A 15,678-nucleotide genomic window follows, 5' to 3' on the forward strand; every position below is an offset into this window, starting at 1 on the left:
GCACAATCGACAATAGCGGATGAATAGTCATGCGGAGCGTCCAATTACGTGATCGTTGGGCGCGGTGACGATGCTCATAGGCCCCTGCTGGGGTAACTCACAACCCGGACCTTCGTCACCTTCGGCCACCCGGTACAACCCCGGCGGCCCGCCCGCCGCCCGCAGCCGGTCCAGGAGATCGTGCGCGTGACCGGCGAGTTCGGGGATGCGCGCGGTGCGGCCGGTCGCGACCGCGGCGGTCAACGGCACCTCGGCGGCGTCACCGACCATGGCCAGTACCTCGTCGGTCATGCTGAACGATCCGGTGCGGGCGAGCGCGTCATCCAGGGGCACCAGCACCGTGCCGCCCGCGGCGGACAGCACCGACAGTGCCCGGGAGCCGAGCGGACCGGCCAGCGCGGCCTGGACACGGCGGAGCTTGCGGCGGGCGGCGAGCGCGCCCGCGCCAGGTCTTCGCTCGTCCGGGTGCGCGGGAATGCCCAATGCCACCACCTGGTAGCACCGCGCGATCGCAATGCCGGTCTCCCGGGCGAGCTCGCCGACCGCCTGTCCGCCGAGCAAGGCCGAGACCAGCGTCTGAGCAGCGGTCTGATGTTCCCGAGCGACCGCGCGATGCTCGTCGACATAGGCGGTCGACGCGGCCATGGTCACCATTTCCAGCACGCGGACTGCCAGTCGGGCGCCGGCGAGAAAATGATCGGCCCGCTCGTCGGCGACCTGGTCGGCGAGGAATTCCAATCCGCTTCTGATTTCGTCGTGGTACGCGCCCAGCACCGTTTCCAGCGCGATTCCCTCGCGTGCCCACCGTGCGGCGAATCCGGCGATCTCCTGAGCCTGCGGTTCAGCCGGTGACGTGCGTGGAGCGAGGAGTTCGACGGCCGCGGCCAAACAGTTTCGCGCGGCGGTCGCCACATCGCCGGACGCGTCGTGGCCGGAGTGCCCGGCCAGATGTGCGACGAGTTTCGATGTCAACATCTCGGTACTCGTTCCCGGCTGCCTGCCCATCATGCCTACCGAATGTTAGCGACTGATCGTGATGAAATCGAGATATGCCCGGACGAATCGGGAAACTCATCAGGGACCACCCGGCGTGTTGGGTGGGATCACAAGCACTCGAGCCGTTCGGCGAATACCGCGGCCCAGTTTCGGATTTCCGGCACGCGGCCCGCGGGGTGCGAGGTAGGTGACGCAGCGCCGACCGCGCTTCCGGCGCTGCGTCGTGGTCACCCTAGAGCCGTGCCGGCTGCCCTGAGAAGCCCCGGTCCGCGCCCTCAGGAGGGATCATCGGCACCGGTCACCGCGATTGGGACATCGCACAAGCCGCGGCGCGCCGGCGTCTCACGGCATTCGTGGGCACTCGGGTTATGTTGTGTCACAACGCAAGCAGATGGCCATAGTGGGATCTCTGACGATCGGCGCCGGAACGGGCGAACCCGCCGGTCTTGGCTTACCGTCGCAGCAGTGCCGGGCCTCTCGTTCGCCGCGTTGCGGCCCGGCACGCGACGTGCCCGCTGCGCGGGTCCCTACCCTCGCCCGGCGGGCACGCCGCACTCGGGCTCAGCCGTGCCCCCAGGTGAGATCCGCGGCAACCCATTCGGATTCCCAGCGCCGCAGGCGCCGCCGGTCCAGGCCGCGGCGGAGGAGCCAGTAGCTCCCCCCGAGCACGACCGAGACGCCGAGCAGCGCGCCCGCGGTGAGCAGCACCGCCGCGCTGGCGGCCTGGGTCGAGGACGGCGGCTCCACGATGGCCCCGCCGTCGTTCAACCAGATCGACACGGTGGAACCCGGTTCCACGACCGTGGTCGACTGGTAGTCGGACGTGTGCGTCCCGCCTTCGGCGTCCTTCCAGGACACTCGTGCGGGCACGACCGGCGCGTACAACGGCGCTTTTCCGGTCTCGATCACGGTGGCCTCGACCTGGTGCAGCCGCGCCGTTTCGGCTTGCACCGCAGCCGTTTCCACCCGGTAGACGGTGCCGCCGACGGCCACCGCCAGCACCGGAACGACGATCAAGAACACCATGGCGAGCAGCGCGGCCACGCCGGTTTGCAGGCGGTCTTCCCTGCGGCGCAGCGGATTTCGGTCCAGCCCGACGCGTCGGCACGCCCGGCGGTACCTGCTCACCGACCCGGTAGACATGACGGTGACTCCTCGGAACGGAATTCGGCAGTGAGGGTGACGAGGGTGTCGAAGAACTTTTCGACGAGGCCGGGCAGGCCCATCGGGTCCGGTCCCGACGCCCAGCTCTGCAACGCCGCGAGCAGCATGCCCGCACCGGCGGCGACGGCGGCGGCCGGACGTGGATCCGTCAGCGGATCCACCTCCAGCCTCGCCGCGATGATCCGGACGGATTCGCGCTGTCCGTCGATGCGGATGCGCTGATAACCGGCGAACAGCCCGGGCTCGTCCTCGAAACGCTGGAACAGTGCCCAGCGCCGCGCCAACAGCGCGGCGCGGGCGCCACCGTACTCGGTGGCGAGCCAGTCGTGCACGGCGTTGCGATAGGCGACCAACGGCGGCTCGGACGGCGGTCGACGGCACAACGCCTCGTTGAACAGGTGCACGTCCTGATCGACATCGCCGAGGACGGCCTCCTCGATGGAGGCGAAGTGCCTGCTGAAGGTGCGCCGGGTGACGCCGGCACGCACCGCGATGTCTTCCACGGCGACCGCCTCGAGCCCCCGCTCGGTGAGCAGGTCGAACGCCGCGCGCGACAGCGCCTCGCGGCTGCGGCGAGTGCGCAGCCGACGGCCGTCCAGACCGACTCCGTCGTCGCCCATGGACCCAGACTACGCCTTATTGTCCCATTGGGACAATACACCACTGTGGCCCAACTCACTCCACGCGCGACCACGCACGGCCGTGTCGTCAGGCTCCCGACTCTGTCACGCGTGCGCGGGTTCCTGGTTCGTCGACCGTCGGCGGCGCGTCGTCGCGCAGCGCTTCCAGTAGCCGCCGGGAGTGCTCGGGCGGCGGCGCCAATACCGAAAGCTGGTTGAGCACGGCGTAATACGCGTCCAGATCGGCGACCTTGTCCAGATACAGCGCGCCGGTCAATTGCTGAAGGTAGACGATGTCGGGCAAGTCCGTCTCGGCGAAACGCAATACGGTGAAGGCGCCGTCGGCGAGTGCGGGCCCACCAACGTGGTCGGCAAGGATCTGGATGGTGATGTGCGGCCGCTGCTCCGCCCGCAGCAGATGGTCGATCTGGGCACGCCAGACGGTGGAGCCGCCGATCCTGCGGCGCAGCGCGGCTTCCTCGATGATCATCCAGAGCTGTGCGGGTTCCGGCCGGGACAGGACCTCCTGCCTGCGCATACGCAGAGCGACACGACGCTCGATCGACGCCGCCGATTCGCCCGCATGGGCCAGGCCGAGCACCGCGCGGGCATACGCCTGCGTCTGCAGCAATTCGGGCACCGCTCTGGGCTCATAGCTGCGAATCAGCCGCGCCGCGTGCTCCAAACCCAGGTAGGTGTCGAACCACTTCGGCAACCAGTCGTTGTCGCGCGCCCACCAGCCCGAGGCGTTGGCTTGCCTGGCCAGCTCCAGATATCGCTCCCGCTCGCCGGGGTCGGTCACCCGATAGAGGTCGAGCAGGTCCACCAGGTCACGCTCGCGGCAGCCGGTGCGCCCGAGTTCCAGCCTGCTGATCTTCGAATGCGACCCGCGAATGGCTTCGCCCGCGGCCTCCCGGGTGAGGTTGCGGTCCTCGCGTAGGCGGCGCAGGCGGCCACCGAGCACCATCCGCAGAACCGTGGGACCGCCGCCGGCCACAGGATGGTCACCGGAGCCGAAATCCACCTGTCGCACCTTCGAAGGAGGCATCTCCCGAGTGTGCCACGGGCGCCCATCGTCAGCTACGCCCGAAATGCCTTGTACGCACGGGTATTCATGGTACGCGGGCGGATCCGGTCAGGCCGGGCCCGACGGCCGGTCCATGGTCTCCGGTTGACGCTCGCGCAGCGCCGCGACGAGTTCCCTGGTGTATTCCGGTGGCGCGGCGTGCACCGAAAGCAGGTTCGCCACCGCGCGATAGGCGGCGAGATCAGCCTGCTTGTCCAGATACAGCGCACCGGTGAGCTGCTGGAGGTAGACGATGTCGGGCAGGTCCGCCTCGGCGAAGCGCAGCATGGTGAAGGCGCCGTCGGCGAGCGCGGGACCGCCGACGTGATCGGCCAGCACCTGCACGGTGATGTTCGACGCGTCCGCGGCCCGCAGCACATGCTCGAGCTGGGCCAGCCACACCTGCGACCCGCCGATCCTGCGCCGCAGCGCCGCCTCCTCGACGATCAGCCACAGCTGCGGCGGGTTGGGTCTGGCCAGGATTTCCTGGCGGCGCATACGCAAGGCGACGCGTCGCTCGATCGACTCCTCGTCCTCATGGGGATGGGCGAGAACCAGCAGGGCACGCGCGTAGTCGGGAGTCTGCAGCAGTTCGGGTATCACCCGCGGCTCGTAGCAGCGAATCAGCTGTGCCGCCTGTTCCAGCCCGAGGTAGGTGTCGAACCACTTCGGCAGCCAATCGGAGTCGCGGTGCCACCACCCCGAGGTGTTGGCCTGCTTTGCGAGTAGCTTGAATTCGGCCAGCTCCTCCTCGTCGGTGACGCCGTACAGCTCGAGCAGGTCGACCAGATCTCGTTCCCGAAACCCGGTCCGGCCCAGCTCCAGCCGGCTGATCTTGGAATGCGAACCGCGAATGGCCTCGCCCGCCTCCTCGAGCGAGATGCCGCAAGCCTCGCGCAACCGTCGCATCCGCCCGCCGAGAATCATCCGCAAAACGGTCGGGCCACCCTCGACGGCCGGAGCCGTTGTGCGAGCGATGGTTTCAGTTCGGGGCCGCACTACCGAAGCACGCATGTTTCGAGTCTCCCATGTGCGTTCGCGACACTCCAGCACCAACCCGGTGGAATCGAAGCGTATGCGCAGGTGTAAGCACATCCGCAAGATCAGGGCCAGCCCAGCCGCTGATCCAGTGGACTCCACAGCGATGGCGACCGATGCCCTCTGCCAACCTGAACGGGATGCCGCTGCGAGGTATCAGCGCAGCAGCACTGTCGCTGTCGCCCGCCCGAACAACTTGCGCCCCTCGGAAGTGGCACTCAGTGCGATGGTGGCGGCACGACGCTCAGGATCCAATTCCTTTACCCGGCCATGAAATTCGATCGCACTCGCCTTGGTTGCCGGAACCGGTGCGAACCCGGCGAATCGGACCGCGTAGTTCACCATGGCGGCTGGATCGCCCAGCCATGACGTCAGGTACCCGGCGCCGAGCCCCATGGTGAGCAGTCCGTGCGACACCACGTTGGGCAGCCCCGCGCTGCCTGCCACCAGGTCGCTGAAATGGATCGGATTCGAATCACCGGACACACCAGCGTAATTCACCAGATCGCCACGGGTGAGCAGCGTCGTTCGAGTGGGGAGCGCCATACCGACGGACAACTCCTCGAAAGCGGGGACCGACCGTGGCGTTCGCGGCTCGTCGGACGAATCCGGTTGCGCCGGCTCGTCGAAGCACTCGACCAGACCGGCGTCCTCGATCGTTCGCGTCGCCGCCGCTGCCGACCGGTCGGCAGCGGACTGCCCGGTCATGATCACACCTTCGACCGTGGCGCGCAGGTCGGGGGCGAGATCGACCCCGGTCTGCGCCACCGCGGTGCTGTACGCGGTCTGCAACACGTCTTTGTGCTGGTTGGTGAGCACATTCTTGGTGACCATGAAGTCCTTGTCACCGAACTGCCGGAACGACTCGATATAGGAGTCGCAGCGCAGTTGGTCGCCCGCGACGATCGGGCGGTGCACCTGGATGGACTGCTCGGTCTGCAAGACCTGGCCGAGATCGTAGCCGGTGAGCACAGACTCGAACATCTTGCGCTGCACCAGCAGCAGGACGATCGAGGAGAAGGTCGCCGGCGCGACCAACCGGTCGAAGCCCAACTCCGCGGCGGCGTCCTCGTAGCGGTGCGCCGGATGGTCGTCCTGCAGCGCTCGCGCGAACTCACGGATCTTCTCTCGGCCCACCTCGTAGTGGTCGGTCAAGCGGTAGTGCCGTCCCACCAACGCCATTGCCTGCTCGGACGCGGTGGTCGTGCTGTCGTTCATGTGCCCTCTCGCGGATTCAGCTTCCCCCGCCCAGACCGGCACACCGCTGCCATACCGCGTTACCCGATACCTCCCCCGCGCCGTCACATGGTCAGCACTCGTCGGGAGCCTGGATCCCGCGCAGCCGATCGTCCAGCCAGATCATGGCCTCCGGATAACCGAGCGCCCCCGCAATGATGTGCTCACCGAAAACACTACGGTACACGGCGGGCACACCGAGGCGGCACTGTTCCCAATAGAGGTTGTACGCGCCCTCGGCCGGGATCCAGAACTCCTGCTCCCCGTTGTAGATATAGAGCGGCGCCGCCGACTTCATCCCTTCCATCCTGGTCACCCGATAGATGTCCCCGGCCAGTGCCGAGTTCAGCGGATCCGGGATGTTCGCCGCGACATCGATCGGCAGCATCAGCACTCCTACCAGTCCATAACTGCTGCCGCACATGTCTTTCACCGGCGAGGTCGCCACCCACTGGGCGAGATTGTTCATCCTGGCGAGGATTTCCGGCCGCTCGCGGCCGATCCCGAACACCGCGCCCATGAACACCGCCGACGCGAGATTTCCGTTCATGCTGCGGGCCAGGATCTCGTAGTCCGCGGGCACACCGCCCAGCGCAGCGCCCACGATCACATCCGCCAATTCCGGTGCGTAACTCGCGATCAGCTTCACCGCCCCATGGGTCGCGATGGCTCCGCCGGAATAGCCGGCCATACCGAACTTGCTGGCGCCGAACTCCTCCGGCAGCAGTTCCCGCACCGCCCTGATCGAGTCGAGCACCGCGTGACCTGCCACGAACGGCTCGGCGTAGGCCATCGACGGACCCTCGTGGTCGGGAATCAGCACGGCGTACCCGCGCAGCGCCGCGATATGCGTTGTGGGCGGGATGAAGTCGGTGATGCTGGTGTCCGGGTGCAGCCCGTGGGCGAGGGTGTACCCCGGGGTGCAGACACGGCCGAGTGCGTCGATCGGCAAGTTGTTCACCACCACCGGCCGCGGGCCCGGGCCCGCCCAGGCCGCCGCGGGAACGACCAGCGTGGCCGTGGCGTACGACGGCGCGCCGTGCGCATCGGTGGTGCGGTACTTCACCAGCAGGGCGCGCTGGATCGGGAGCAGCATCAGTGGCGCGGTCGTCGCGCTGACGTCACGGACATCGATGACCTGACCCTCGCTCAGCTCGCCGAGGTTCGCAGGGCGGTGATCGAACATCGGGTCACCGACGGGCGCGGGCAACGTGGCCAGGCGCAGCGCCGCCAGCGACGGCGACAATGTGGTGGCTTGCTGCGCCGGCGAACTCGACTCCGGCAGCGGTGCGATCGGCGGCGGTGGGATCACCCGATCGATGAGCTGTTGCAACTCGGGCAGCAGCCCACCGGGCGGCGGGAAGACTCCGGACACGTCGGGCAGGGGCGGCACGGGCGGCGGCTCCGCGGCGGCAGGGCCGGCCAGGACCGAACCGGCGGCGAGCAATGCGACGGCAACGGCACGCAGATATCTCATGGCACACGCCTTTGGGTGCGACGGCAAATTTCTCTGGCACCCGGGCGTTACGGCGTTCGACCCCCGAATCTCCCCCTGTCGGACCGGGAGCCAGGACGTCAGGCTACGTCAGTACCCGCAACTCGAGGCGGGAATGCGCTCGAGTTGTGTTGTCGCGTATCCATATCGCAACAACCGGGCCGAGACCCGTGCGGAGACAACCGGTCCGGCTCGGCCGTCGCGTGCTCGATCAGCAATTGCTCGGTGCGGGCTCCCCTCGGAAACGGGCGTCCAGCCAGTTCAATGCCGCCGGAATGCCGAGGACCGCCGCCGTCAGGTGGTCGGGTACCGGGATATGCTCGGATTGCACCTTGACGCCGGCGGCACACCACCGCTTGTCGGTGTTGACGACCGAGTCGATCGGGATGAGACCGTCGATCGGCGAATGCCATTCGAAGATCGGCGTCTTGGGCACACCGTCATAGAGCTCGAGGCTGTTCTCCTCGACGACCGCACGCGCGGTGTCGTCGTTCATCATCGAGGTCGTTTTGGCGAAGTCCAGCGCACCGCGGCCTGCGCCCGCGGCCAGGATGTCGTTGGTGCAGCTGTTGGCGATCTGCGCGCGAGCGGCCAAGCCCCGCTCGTTCAGCTGGTCGCTGAGCGGGAAGCGCTGCGGATATTCCCGTTCCAGCCCGAATCCCGCGGCGAGCGCGAGCCCGAACACCGGATGCGGGTTCAATCCCAGCCCCTCGAGCATCTTCACCAGATTCATCGGCACACCGCCCATGGCCGCGCCGGCGATGTCCAGCTCCGGCGCGTATTTCGGCTGCAGGGCTGCGGCCCACGCGGTCGCCATACCGCCGCCCGAGTATCCGACCATGGACACCGGGCTGCGCTGCACGCCGAGTTCGGCGACCTGCTTCACGGCGCGAATGCCGTCCAGGGTGATCTGCCCGCCGAGTTTGGCCGCGCCGTAGGCGAAGTTCGGCCCGAGGTGGTCGGGCAGCGCGACGCTCCAGCCCCGGGCGAGCAGCACGTTCCAGCCCGGCGCTTCCCGCACGACCAGGTTCGGGTCGCCGGTGTAGAGGACACGCGAGACCGAGCACTCCGAGCCGAGCCCGTTGATGATGTGCTGGAACGACAGCAGCGGCCCGTCGGCACGGTGCGCCTTCGGGGTGAGCACCGTGGTGGTCGCGGCGATCGGCTTGCCCTCCGAGCTGGTCGACCGGAACCGCACCACGGTCACGGTGGTGTCCGGGAAGACCGCCAGCGGTGGCATCACCCGGGTCGCGAGCACATCGCCCGGCTTGCGGTCGGCGATGTTCGCGGGTGTCGCGTAGAAGGGATCCGGATCCGGCTCCGGAAACAACGGGGCGCTGGTTGCCGCCCCGGCCATGCTCACCACCAGCGCCAGGCCCGCGGCCATCGCGCCGATCGCACGTGCGAGACGTCGTCGCCCCACTCCCCTACCCAACGAACGTGGGTCCTGACTCATCGAACGTGTGCCTCCTGATCGTCCAACGCTGTGATCATCCTCGACAACATGACCCGCGTAAGGCACCCTTGCACCACGAATATGTTGACAATTCACAAGTTTGGGGTATCGAGCCGGTGGCCGCGACACTGCCCGGCTCGTGACTGTACCTCACCGCCGGGTGCCCGATCTGTGAAATTTCCAGCCGATAACCTGGAACATGTTCTCAGCATTGGCGGCCCTCTACCGTCAGGGGGTACGGCGCGGTTACCGCGCCGTCCGGAAGGAGACGGTGGCATGGACGGCACTGCGCAACGACTCGCCCACGGCGAGAACACCCAGGAGGCGCCGACCCGGCGGATCACTGTCTACTTCGACGGTTCCACCCCCGAGGACACGTTGATCCTCGAGTACGCGGCGACTCGGACCGAGGCGTGGGAGTTCACCTCGGCCGCCGTGCATGCCGGGCTCACCGTCACCGTTGACGGCGATGTCCGACCCGACCTGCGCAGGCTACCCTGCCGCTCGCTCTGGCGCTGAGTACGCGAACTCAGGGCCGATCCAGCACCGCACGCAGGAACGCGAGCGCGTCGGGAAACGCTTCGCGCGCCGTGCCAAGATGATCGCCGGGATACCAGCCCACGCGCAGATCGGTTCCGGACGAGCGCAACTGCGCGATCAGTTGCAGCGTCAGCGGCGCGGGCACCTCCAGGTCCGTCAGCCCCTGACCGAGAAACAGCGGCACCGAGTAGCCGCTCGTCGGCACCCGCAGCATCGCCCGCAGCGCGGCGAGCAGGGCGGGATCGTCCAGCGGCCGCGACAGCATGGCGCCGATGCCGATACCGGAAACCTTCGCGTCCGCCTCGACCGCGCACTCCGCTTCCACGATCCGCAGCACGTCACGGCCCACCGGCGTCAGATACCCGTCGATATCGAGTTCCGGTGCGTTCGACCGCAGCCCGGCCAGCAGCATGCCGAAGTAGGCGGTGGTCTTCTGCAGCGGCAGCCGCGGCAGCCACGGCCCGGCGAGCGGAGCCACCAGATCCAGATTCGACGGCGTCCCGGTGGCGGCCGCGCCGCGTAACTCGAGCTCCGGCGCGTCATCGGGTGCGAGCCGGGCGGTGAACATCGCCGCATGCCCGCCTTGGGACTGGCCGAACACCGCCCAGCGCGTGCCGAGGGAGGGGGTCACCGCGCGCGCGGCGCGCACGCCGTCGATGATGCTGCGAGCCTGCGCCGGCCCGTCCAGATAGGGATGGACGCCGGGCGTGCCGAGCCCGACGTAGTCGGAGACCACGACCGCGTACCCGGCGCGCAGGAGATCCGGGTACACCGACGTCAGGTAGTAGTCCCGCGGTTGCAGCGTGAACGCGCAGTGGTCGGCGATGCCCGACGTGCCGTGCGCGTAGGCGACGATCGGCCACCCGCCGTGCGGCGGCCTGCCTTCGGGCAGGTACAGCGCGCCGGTGCTCTGCATCGGCCCGCGCGGGCCACGCGACCAATAGGTGAACCGCTCGGCTGTCACGGCTCCCTGCACATGCAATCGCCCGGCCAGTTCCACCAGATTCGTCACGGTCCCCGGCGCCTCGCCCACCCGCGCCTCGGCGGGCCCGCCCAGCACCACCGTCATCGAGACCACGACCCCCGCCGCCCCCGCCATGATCCGTCCACAACGCATGACCGACTATCTCCAGCCCGGGCCGCACCGGCAAGCCACAACAATCGGTGGCGCCTGCCTCCCAGCCGGCGACCTCCGCTTTCGCTCCGCCCGGTGCGGGCTGGGACGGACCTCGTCCGGCCGCGCCCATTAAGCTCGACAGAGCACGCCCGACGGTGCCGAGGAGAACACAGGAGGTTCGATCGTGGCGCAGCGGTACCCGCATCGCCTCGTCCTCTGGCGCCGGGCCGCTGCGGCGTTGTCGATCGGACTACTGCCATTCACGGCGTCTTGTGGTTCCGATGAGCCCATCTCGGCGACGACCACCGACGCGACGACCACCGCCACGCCCGTCCCACCGGCATCCCCGGCGCCGACCCCGCTGGGCGCGGCCCCGACCGCCGACCCCTACGCGGGGCAGCCGCTGGTGGACCACGTCACCTGGACCGAAACGATCGACGGCCCCCGGCTGCTCGTCGTTCCGACCCAGGCAGGGCGACAGACCACCTTCCCCGGCTCGGACGAGCGGGCGTGGCAGGAGGTCCTGGCCCGCTCCGCGGACGCCGACGCGCCCGGTATGCGCGACCAGTTCCTCTGTCACTGGGCGTGGGCGCGGCTGGTGCAACCGGACAAGCCGAGCTGGAATTTGGAACCCTGGCGTCCGGCGGTCGGTTATCCGGCCACCGTCGAAGCACGCTGCAATCCCGGCGGGCCCGAGCGCTAGTGCGGGCACCGCCCAGACGGAAAGGAGCGATTCCATGCGCGTCGTCATCGCGGGCGGACATGGGAAGATCGCGTTGCTGCTCGCCCCCATGCTCACCGCGGACGGCCACGAGGTCGCCGCGCTCGTCCGCAATTCCGAGCACGCCCCCGAGGTGCGCGCCGCCGGCGCCGATCCGGTCGTGTGCGACCTGGAGAAGGTCGCCAGCGACGACCTGGCTGACGTCGTAAAAGGCGCCGACGCGGCGATATTCGCCGCCGGCGCCGGTCCGGGCAGTAGCGTGGAACGCAAGTACACCGTGGATCTGGGCGGATCGGTCCGGCTGGCCGAGACGGCCGAGCGGACCGGAGTGCGTCGCTTCCTGCAGATCTCCACGATGGGCGCCGGTCGGCCGCCCGCGCCCGGCACCGACGAGGTGTGGGCCGCCTATGTCGATGCCAAGACCCAGGCCGAAGACGACGTGCGAGGACGGGATCTGGACTGGACCATCCTGCGTCCCGGCGTGCTGATCGATTCCCCCGGCACCGGACTGGTGACTCTGGCCCCGCCGCCGGTCGGGCGCGCGAAAATCCCCCGCGCCGATGTGGCGGCCGTGCTGGCCGGGCTCCTGCCCGCCGCGCACACCTTCGGCAGGACGCTCGACCTCGTTTCCGGCGACACTCCGATTAGCCAGGCGATAGCGCAACTGGCCGACTGAGCCGGACGAACCTCGCTGCAGCCCTTGCCGATCGACCCAAACGGTCACGATGGGAGAACAACCGTGTTCAGTCGTATCGTCTCGATGAGGATCCGCCCCGGCTCCCGCGCCGAGTTCCTTGCGGCCATATCCCGCAGCGCCGACGCCTCCGTGCGGACCGAGCCCGGCTGTCTGCGTTTCGACATCTGCGCAGATCGGGTGGACCCCCACCGCTTCTTCCTGTACCAGTTGTACACCGACGACGAGGCGGCCGAGGCACACCGTTTCACGGAGCATTTCCTCGCTTGGCGGGAAGCGGCCGATCAATTCGTCGAGCCGGGTACACAGATCGATTACAGTACGGACGTCCTATTCGGTCGCGAGTGAATTCTTCTCGCGAGCACCACGTCCGCAAACTTACGCAGCCGAAATACCCGCTGCGCACGTGCAATCGATCGTGCAAATGTGCTTGCATCTGAAAGCCGCAGCGGCATAAACTCAGTGCCGCAACGCTTTACAGGGGACCACCAAGGGGAGGCGTGTTGGCGAGCCGAAGGCCGAAGTCGCCGCGGGTCCGCTGCCGCCGAACAGCAGGGGCATTCGAATGGAACAACCACTTACCGGCGGCAGGCTCGGATCAGCCGACGCCGCACTGGCCGACCAGCCAGCGAGTGACAGAGATATGAGTACATACTCGGCCCGAAGCGGCCACGCGACCACCACGTTCTCCCGGGAAACCGCCGTGGCGTACGTCATCGATGCCGTCGAATCCACCGGTGCGGCAACACGGCACGACTTCGACATAGAGCGAATCGTCACCACCGCACACGCTATGGCCGACGATTGGGATCTCGACGCACTACAGCCCGCGACGTTCTGGCGAATCGCCTCCAGCTGCATCAAGCAGTAAACCGCCGGTCCCGCCGTCCGATGCCCGGCGGGTACCGAAACAGGTTGTGCCGTACGGACTTCCGTCGCGCACGCCCGACGCCTGCGCAGAGTCGGCTGCGAGCGGCGCCGGGCGTTCACCCATGTCCACCGTCAGTGCGATCACGAGCGCGTTGTAGCGAGAACATGCCGACGTCCACCCCGATTCCGGGGTGGACGTCTCAGGGTTTCGAGCCGTTCGGCATGCCGCCGCGCGGTCTCAGCGACCGGCGGCGTACTGCGCGATGATCTCGATCGATTTGTCCGGGCGTTCGGCCTGGACACTGAGCCGGTCCATGACCGACAGATAGAGCGCCAAGTCCTGGCGCCGTTCCAGATACAGCGCACTGGTCAGGTGTTCGAGATACACGATGTCGGGAAGCTCCGATTCCGCGAAACGCAGAATACTGAACGAACTGCCCGCCGCGGCGTGCTCGCCCGCGGAATACGGCAACACCTGGATCGTCACGTTCGGCAACTCGGCCAAGGTGATCAGGTGCAGCATCTGCGCCCGGTGCACCTGCGCGCCGCCGACCGGCCGGTGCAACGCAGCCTCATCGATCACCGCCCAGACCACCGGCGGGTCGGGCCGGAACAGGATCTCCTGCCTGCGTTGCCGCACCGCGACCCGCCGATCCGTGTCGGCGTCGTCATACCCGAGCGCCACGACCGCCCTGGCGTATTCGGGGGTTTGCAGCAGGCCGGGCACAAGATGCGCCTCGTAGGTGCGGATCTTGCTCGCGGCCTGTTCCAGACCGAGGTAGGTACCGAACCACTGGGGCAGCAGATCGTTGTAGCGATGCCACCACCCGGGCTCATTGGCCTGCCTGGCCAATTCGAGGAACGACTCGCGCTCCTCTTGATCGAGGACGCCGTACAGGGTCAGCAGGTCCCGGATATCGCGTTCCTTGAAACCGGTACGGCCCAACTCGAGACGACTGATCTTGGCGTGCGAACCCCGGATCGCATCACCCGCTGCCTCGCGGGTGATGCCCTTCTTCTCCCGGAGCTTGCGCAGCTGGCCACCCAATGCGATGCGTAGCACGGTCGGACCACGTTCTGCGACAATGGATTGTACGTGGCCATCATCATTGGGTTCAGCGATCATCGAGTTCGTCTCCGATACTCCGGGGTTGCCCACAGTGTGTCACAACCACCAGTCGCGAAGACACACCGCACCGACCGCTAATGCTACCGCTCAGCTAGTCAAATAGTCGAACTCCCCGGCCTTCGCGCCGCGGACGAACGCATCGATCTCCGGACGCGTATAGAACAGTACACCGCCTTCCGGATCCCGCGAGTTACGGACCGCGACCTGGCCATTGGACGCTTCGGCCAGCTCGACGCAGTTGCCGCTCGGGTTGCTGAAGGAACTCTTGCGCCACGTTCCGATGATCTTGTTGGTGGATGTATCCGACATCGTGCCCACTCCTCGGTTACCGCAGTTCGGCGAATCGGTTCGTGCAGATGCACGCTCAAACGTTCTTGCATTTGCACCAACACCGGACGATAGCACGAAGTTCGCCCCTTGCGCCCCTGCGCATTCGGGCCACGGGGGCGCAAATGTGAAACACGATTGCGTCGGTGCCCGAACGCAGTGATCAGCTCGCCGATCCCACCGGACGAGGGATCCCGAATCTTGTAGTGTCACAGTGCACATCGGATGTACCAGTCATTCGCGACACCCGCAGCGCCCACCCGCACGGCAGTGCCGCACATATGTTTCGCGAGGAGTCCCTCATGCCCGAAGACCACAGCCCCCTCATCCGGACCGACATCCCGCACTCCGCGCGGATCTGGAACTACTGGATGGGCGGAAAGGACTACTACGAGATCGACCGCATCGCCGGCGACGCGGGCATCGAGGTCGACCCCGACATCACCACCATGGCGGTGCAGTCGCGCCAGTTCCTCATCCGCGCGGTGCGCTACCTCGCGGGCGAGCAGGGTATTCGCCAGTTCCTCGATATCGGAACCGGCCTGCCCACCATGCAGAACACCCACGAGGTGGCCCAGAGCGTCGCGCCCGAATCGCGGATCGTCTACGTGGACAACGACCCTCTGGTGCTCACACACGCGCGGGCACTGCTCACCAGCACGACACCGGAAGGCGTGACCACCTACATCGACGCCGACTACCACGACCCCGAGCGAATCGTCGCCGACGCCAAGAACGTCCTGAACTTCAATGAGCCGATCGGCGTGATGTTCATGGGCGTGCTCGGCCACGCGAAGACCTATGACGAGCTCCTGCGGATCGTCCGGACCGTGCTGGACTCGGTGCCCTCCGGCAGCTATCTGGTGATGTGGGACGGCACCGACGACAGCCAGGCGTATGTCACGCTGTGCGAGAACTACACCGGCACCGGCGGCACTCCGTACATTCCCCGCCCCCAGGCTCAGATCAAAGCCGTCTTCGACGGTTTGGAGTTGGTAGAGCCGGGTTTCGTGTCCATTACTCAGTGGCGCCCGACCGAGACCCAGGTGGGCGAGATCCGTCCGATCTCGGCCTATGGCGCGGTCGCCCGCAAGTCGTAAGGCCCCTGAACGCCAAACCACAAGCGGCACAGCGGCGATCGCCGGTACGACACCGACGATCGCCGCCGCTTTTTCTACCGCCGATCGTGCAGATGTACTTGCATCTGCA

General features: G+C 67.5%; 17 protein-coding genes. 6 read left to right on the forward strand and 11 right to left on the reverse strand.

Annotated elements, in window-relative coordinates:
* Positions 1 to 27: 27 nt before the first annotated feature.
* The 8 genes from NA4_RS04940 to NA4_RS04975 all read right to left on the reverse strand — a co-directional run bounded on the left by NA4_RS04940 (position 28) and on the right by NA4_RS04975 (position 9,002).
* Positions 28 to 975: an RsbRD N-terminal domain-containing protein gene (locus NA4_RS04940; protein WP_245671113.1), complete on the reverse strand. Its 948-nt coding sequence runs from the start codon at positions 973 to 975 to the stop codon at positions 28 to 30.
* A gap of 582 nt (positions 976 to 1,557) precedes the next feature.
* Positions 1,558 to 2,139 (reverse strand): Rv1733c family protein, encoded by a 582-nt coding sequence (locus NA4_RS04945; RefSeq protein ID WP_157128813.1) that lies wholly within the window; start codon positions 2,137 to 2,139, stop codon positions 1,558 to 1,560.
* Positions 2,121 to 2,780 carry a TetR/AcrR family transcriptional regulator gene (locus NA4_RS04950; protein WP_067464519.1) on the reverse strand — a complete coding sequence of 220 codons (660 nt, stop codon included), beginning with the start codon at positions 2,778 to 2,780 and terminating at the stop codon, positions 2,121 to 2,123. Before NA4_RS04950 ends, NA4_RS04945 begins: the two co-directional genes overlap by 19 nt.
* 88 nt (positions 2,781 to 2,868) lie before the next feature.
* Entirely contained in the window at positions 2,869 to 3,828 is a 960-nt protein-coding gene (locus NA4_RS04955; protein ID WP_067464521.1) for a Sco1979 family transcriptional regulator, read from the reverse strand.
* A gap of 87 nt (positions 3,829 to 3,915) precedes the next feature.
* Positions 3,916 to 4,860, reverse strand: coding sequence for a Sco1979 family transcriptional regulator (locus NA4_RS04960; protein WP_084496818.1), 945 nt, complete (start codon positions 4,858 to 4,860; stop codon positions 3,916 to 3,918).
* 180 nt (positions 4,861 to 5,040) lie between these two features.
* Positions 5,041 to 6,102: a fused (3R)-hydroxyacyl-ACP dehydratase subunits HadA/HadB gene (locus tag NA4_RS04965; protein WP_067464532.1), complete on the reverse strand. Its 1,062-nt coding sequence runs from the start codon at positions 6,100 to 6,102 to the stop codon at positions 5,041 to 5,043.
* A gap of 91 nt (positions 6,103 to 6,193) precedes the next feature.
* On the reverse strand, positions 6,194 to 7,597 hold the full coding sequence (locus tag NA4_RS04970; protein WP_067464537.1) for a lipase family protein: 1,404 nt from the start codon (positions 7,595 to 7,597) through the stop codon (positions 6,194 to 6,196).
* A gap of 229 nt (positions 7,598 to 7,826) precedes the next feature.
* Positions 7,827 to 9,002: a lipase family protein gene (locus tag NA4_RS04975; protein WP_067464608.1), complete on the reverse strand. Its 1,176-nt coding sequence runs from the start codon at positions 9,000 to 9,002 to the stop codon at positions 7,827 to 7,829.
* Between the two features lie 345 nt (positions 9,003 to 9,347).
* Here NA4_RS04975 and NA4_RS04980 point away from each other — a divergent pair, with 345 nt between their 5' ends.
* Positions 9,348 to 9,590 (forward strand): hypothetical protein, encoded by a 243-nt coding sequence (locus NA4_RS04980; protein ID WP_067464542.1) that lies wholly within the window; start codon positions 9,348 to 9,350, stop codon positions 9,588 to 9,590.
* A 10-nt stretch (positions 9,591 to 9,600) separates the two neighbouring features.
* Here the strand turns inward: NA4_RS04980 and NA4_RS04985 are convergent, their stop codons facing one another.
* Positions 9,601 to 10,710, reverse strand: a complete 1,110-nt coding sequence (locus tag NA4_RS04985; protein WP_067464545.1) for a lipase family protein — start codon at positions 10,708 to 10,710, stop codon at positions 9,601 to 9,603.
* Between the two features lie 202 nt (positions 10,711 to 10,912).
* On the opposite strand from NA4_RS04985, the gene NA4_RS04990 reads away from it, so the two are divergent.
* From NA4_RS04990 to NA4_RS05005, 4 genes are all read left to right on the forward strand, one after another.
* Positions 10,913 to 11,431 (forward strand): DUF2599 domain-containing protein, encoded by a 519-nt coding sequence (locus tag NA4_RS04990; RefSeq protein WP_067464548.1) that lies wholly within the window; start codon positions 10,913 to 10,915, stop codon positions 11,429 to 11,431.
* A gap of 34 nt (positions 11,432 to 11,465) precedes the next feature.
* The gene (locus tag NA4_RS04995) at positions 11,466 to 12,125 is read left to right on the forward strand and encodes an NAD(P)H-binding protein (RefSeq protein WP_067464550.1); all 660 of its coding nucleotides are present in this window, start codon (positions 11,466 to 11,468) and stop codon (positions 12,123 to 12,125) included.
* 84 nt (positions 12,126 to 12,209) lie between these two features.
* Positions 12,210 to 12,491, forward strand: a complete 282-nt coding sequence (locus NA4_RS05000) for a putative quinol monooxygenase (protein WP_245671114.1) — start codon at positions 12,210 to 12,212, stop codon at positions 12,489 to 12,491.
* 217 nt (positions 12,492 to 12,708) lie between these two features.
* Positions 12,709 to 13,014: a hypothetical protein gene (locus NA4_RS05005; RefSeq protein ID WP_157128815.1), complete on the forward strand. Its 306-nt coding sequence runs from the start codon at positions 12,709 to 12,711 to the stop codon at positions 13,012 to 13,014.
* 237 nt (positions 13,015 to 13,251) lie between these two features.
* Here the strand turns inward: NA4_RS05005 and NA4_RS05010 are convergent, their stop codons facing one another.
* A complete protein-coding gene (locus NA4_RS05010; RefSeq protein ID WP_067464557.1) occupies positions 13,252 to 14,139 on the reverse strand; it encodes a Sco1979 family transcriptional regulator in 888 nt (295 codons plus the stop codon).
* A gap of 90 nt (positions 14,140 to 14,229) precedes the next feature.
* Complete coding sequence (locus tag NA4_RS05015) at positions 14,230 to 14,451, reverse strand: DUF397 domain-containing protein (RefSeq protein WP_067464616.1); 222 nt, start codon at positions 14,449 to 14,451, stop codon at positions 14,230 to 14,232.
* 320 nt (positions 14,452 to 14,771) lie between these two features.
* On the opposite strand from NA4_RS05015, the gene NA4_RS05020 reads away from it, so the two are divergent.
* Entirely contained in the window at positions 14,772 to 15,569 is a 798-nt protein-coding gene (locus NA4_RS05020; RefSeq protein WP_067464619.1) for an SAM-dependent methyltransferase, read from the forward strand.
* Positions 15,570 to 15,678 lie beyond the last annotated feature (109 nt).

The sequence above is a fragment of the Nocardia amamiensis NBRC 102102 genome (assembly GCF_001612745.1).
Taxonomy (GTDB): Bacteria; Actinomycetota; Actinomycetes; order Mycobacteriales; family Mycobacteriaceae; genus Nocardia; species Nocardia amamiensis.

Coding starts and splice junctions, on each gene's coding strand:
- NA4_RS04985 (WP_067464545.1), bottom strand. CDS start 10,710: ATGGCGGGGGCGGCGGGGGTCGTGGTCTCGATGACGGTGGTGCTGGGC.
- NA4_RS04995 (WP_067464550.1), top strand. CDS start 11,466: ATGCGCGTCGTCATCGCGGGCGGACATGGGAAGATCGCGTTGCTGCTC.
- NA4_RS04965 (WP_067464532.1), bottom strand. CDS start 6,102: ATGAACGACAGCACGACCACCGCGTCCGAGCAGGCAATGGCGTTGGTG.
- NA4_RS05005 (WP_157128815.1), top strand. CDS start 12,709: ATGGAACAACCACTTACCGGCGGCAGGCTCGGATCAGCCGACGCCGCA.
- NA4_RS04950 (WP_067464519.1), bottom strand. CDS start 2,780: ATGGGCGACGACGGAGTCGGTCTGGACGGCCGTCGGCTGCGCACTCGC.
- NA4_RS04945 (WP_157128813.1), bottom strand. CDS start 2,139: ATGTCTACCGGGTCGGTGAGCAGGTACCGCCGGGCGTGCCGACGCGTC.
- NA4_RS04955 (WP_067464521.1), bottom strand. CDS start 3,828: ATGCCTCCTTCGAAGGTGCGACAGGTGGATTTCGGCTCCGGTGACCAT.
- NA4_RS05015 (WP_067464616.1), bottom strand. CDS start 14,451: ATGTCGGATACATCCACCAACAAGATCATCGGAACGTGGCGCAAGAGT.
- NA4_RS04975 (WP_067464608.1), bottom strand. CDS start 9,002: ATGGCCGCGGGCCTGGCGCTGGTGGTGAGCATGGCCGGGGCGGCAACC.
- NA4_RS05020 (WP_067464619.1), top strand. CDS start 14,772: ATGCCCGAAGACCACAGCCCCCTCATCCGGACCGACATCCCGCACTCC.
- NA4_RS05010 (WP_067464557.1), bottom strand. CDS start 14,139: ATGATCGCTGAACCCAATGATGATGGCCACGTACAATCCATTGTCGCA.
- NA4_RS04980 (WP_067464542.1), top strand. CDS start 9,348: ATGGACGGCACTGCGCAACGACTCGCCCACGGCGAGAACACCCAGGAG.
- NA4_RS04940 (WP_245671113.1), bottom strand. CDS start 975: ATGTTGACATCGAAACTCGTCGCACATCTGGCCGGGCACTCCGGCCAC.
- NA4_RS04960 (WP_084496818.1), bottom strand. CDS start 4,860: ATGCGTGCTTCGGTAGTGCGGCCCCGAACTGAAACCATCGCTCGCACA.
- NA4_RS05000 (WP_245671114.1), top strand. CDS start 12,210: ATGAGGATCCGCCCCGGCTCCCGCGCCGAGTTCCTTGCGGCCATATCC.
- NA4_RS04970 (WP_067464537.1), bottom strand. CDS start 7,597: ATGAGATATCTGCGTGCCGTTGCCGTCGCATTGCTCGCCGCCGGTTCG.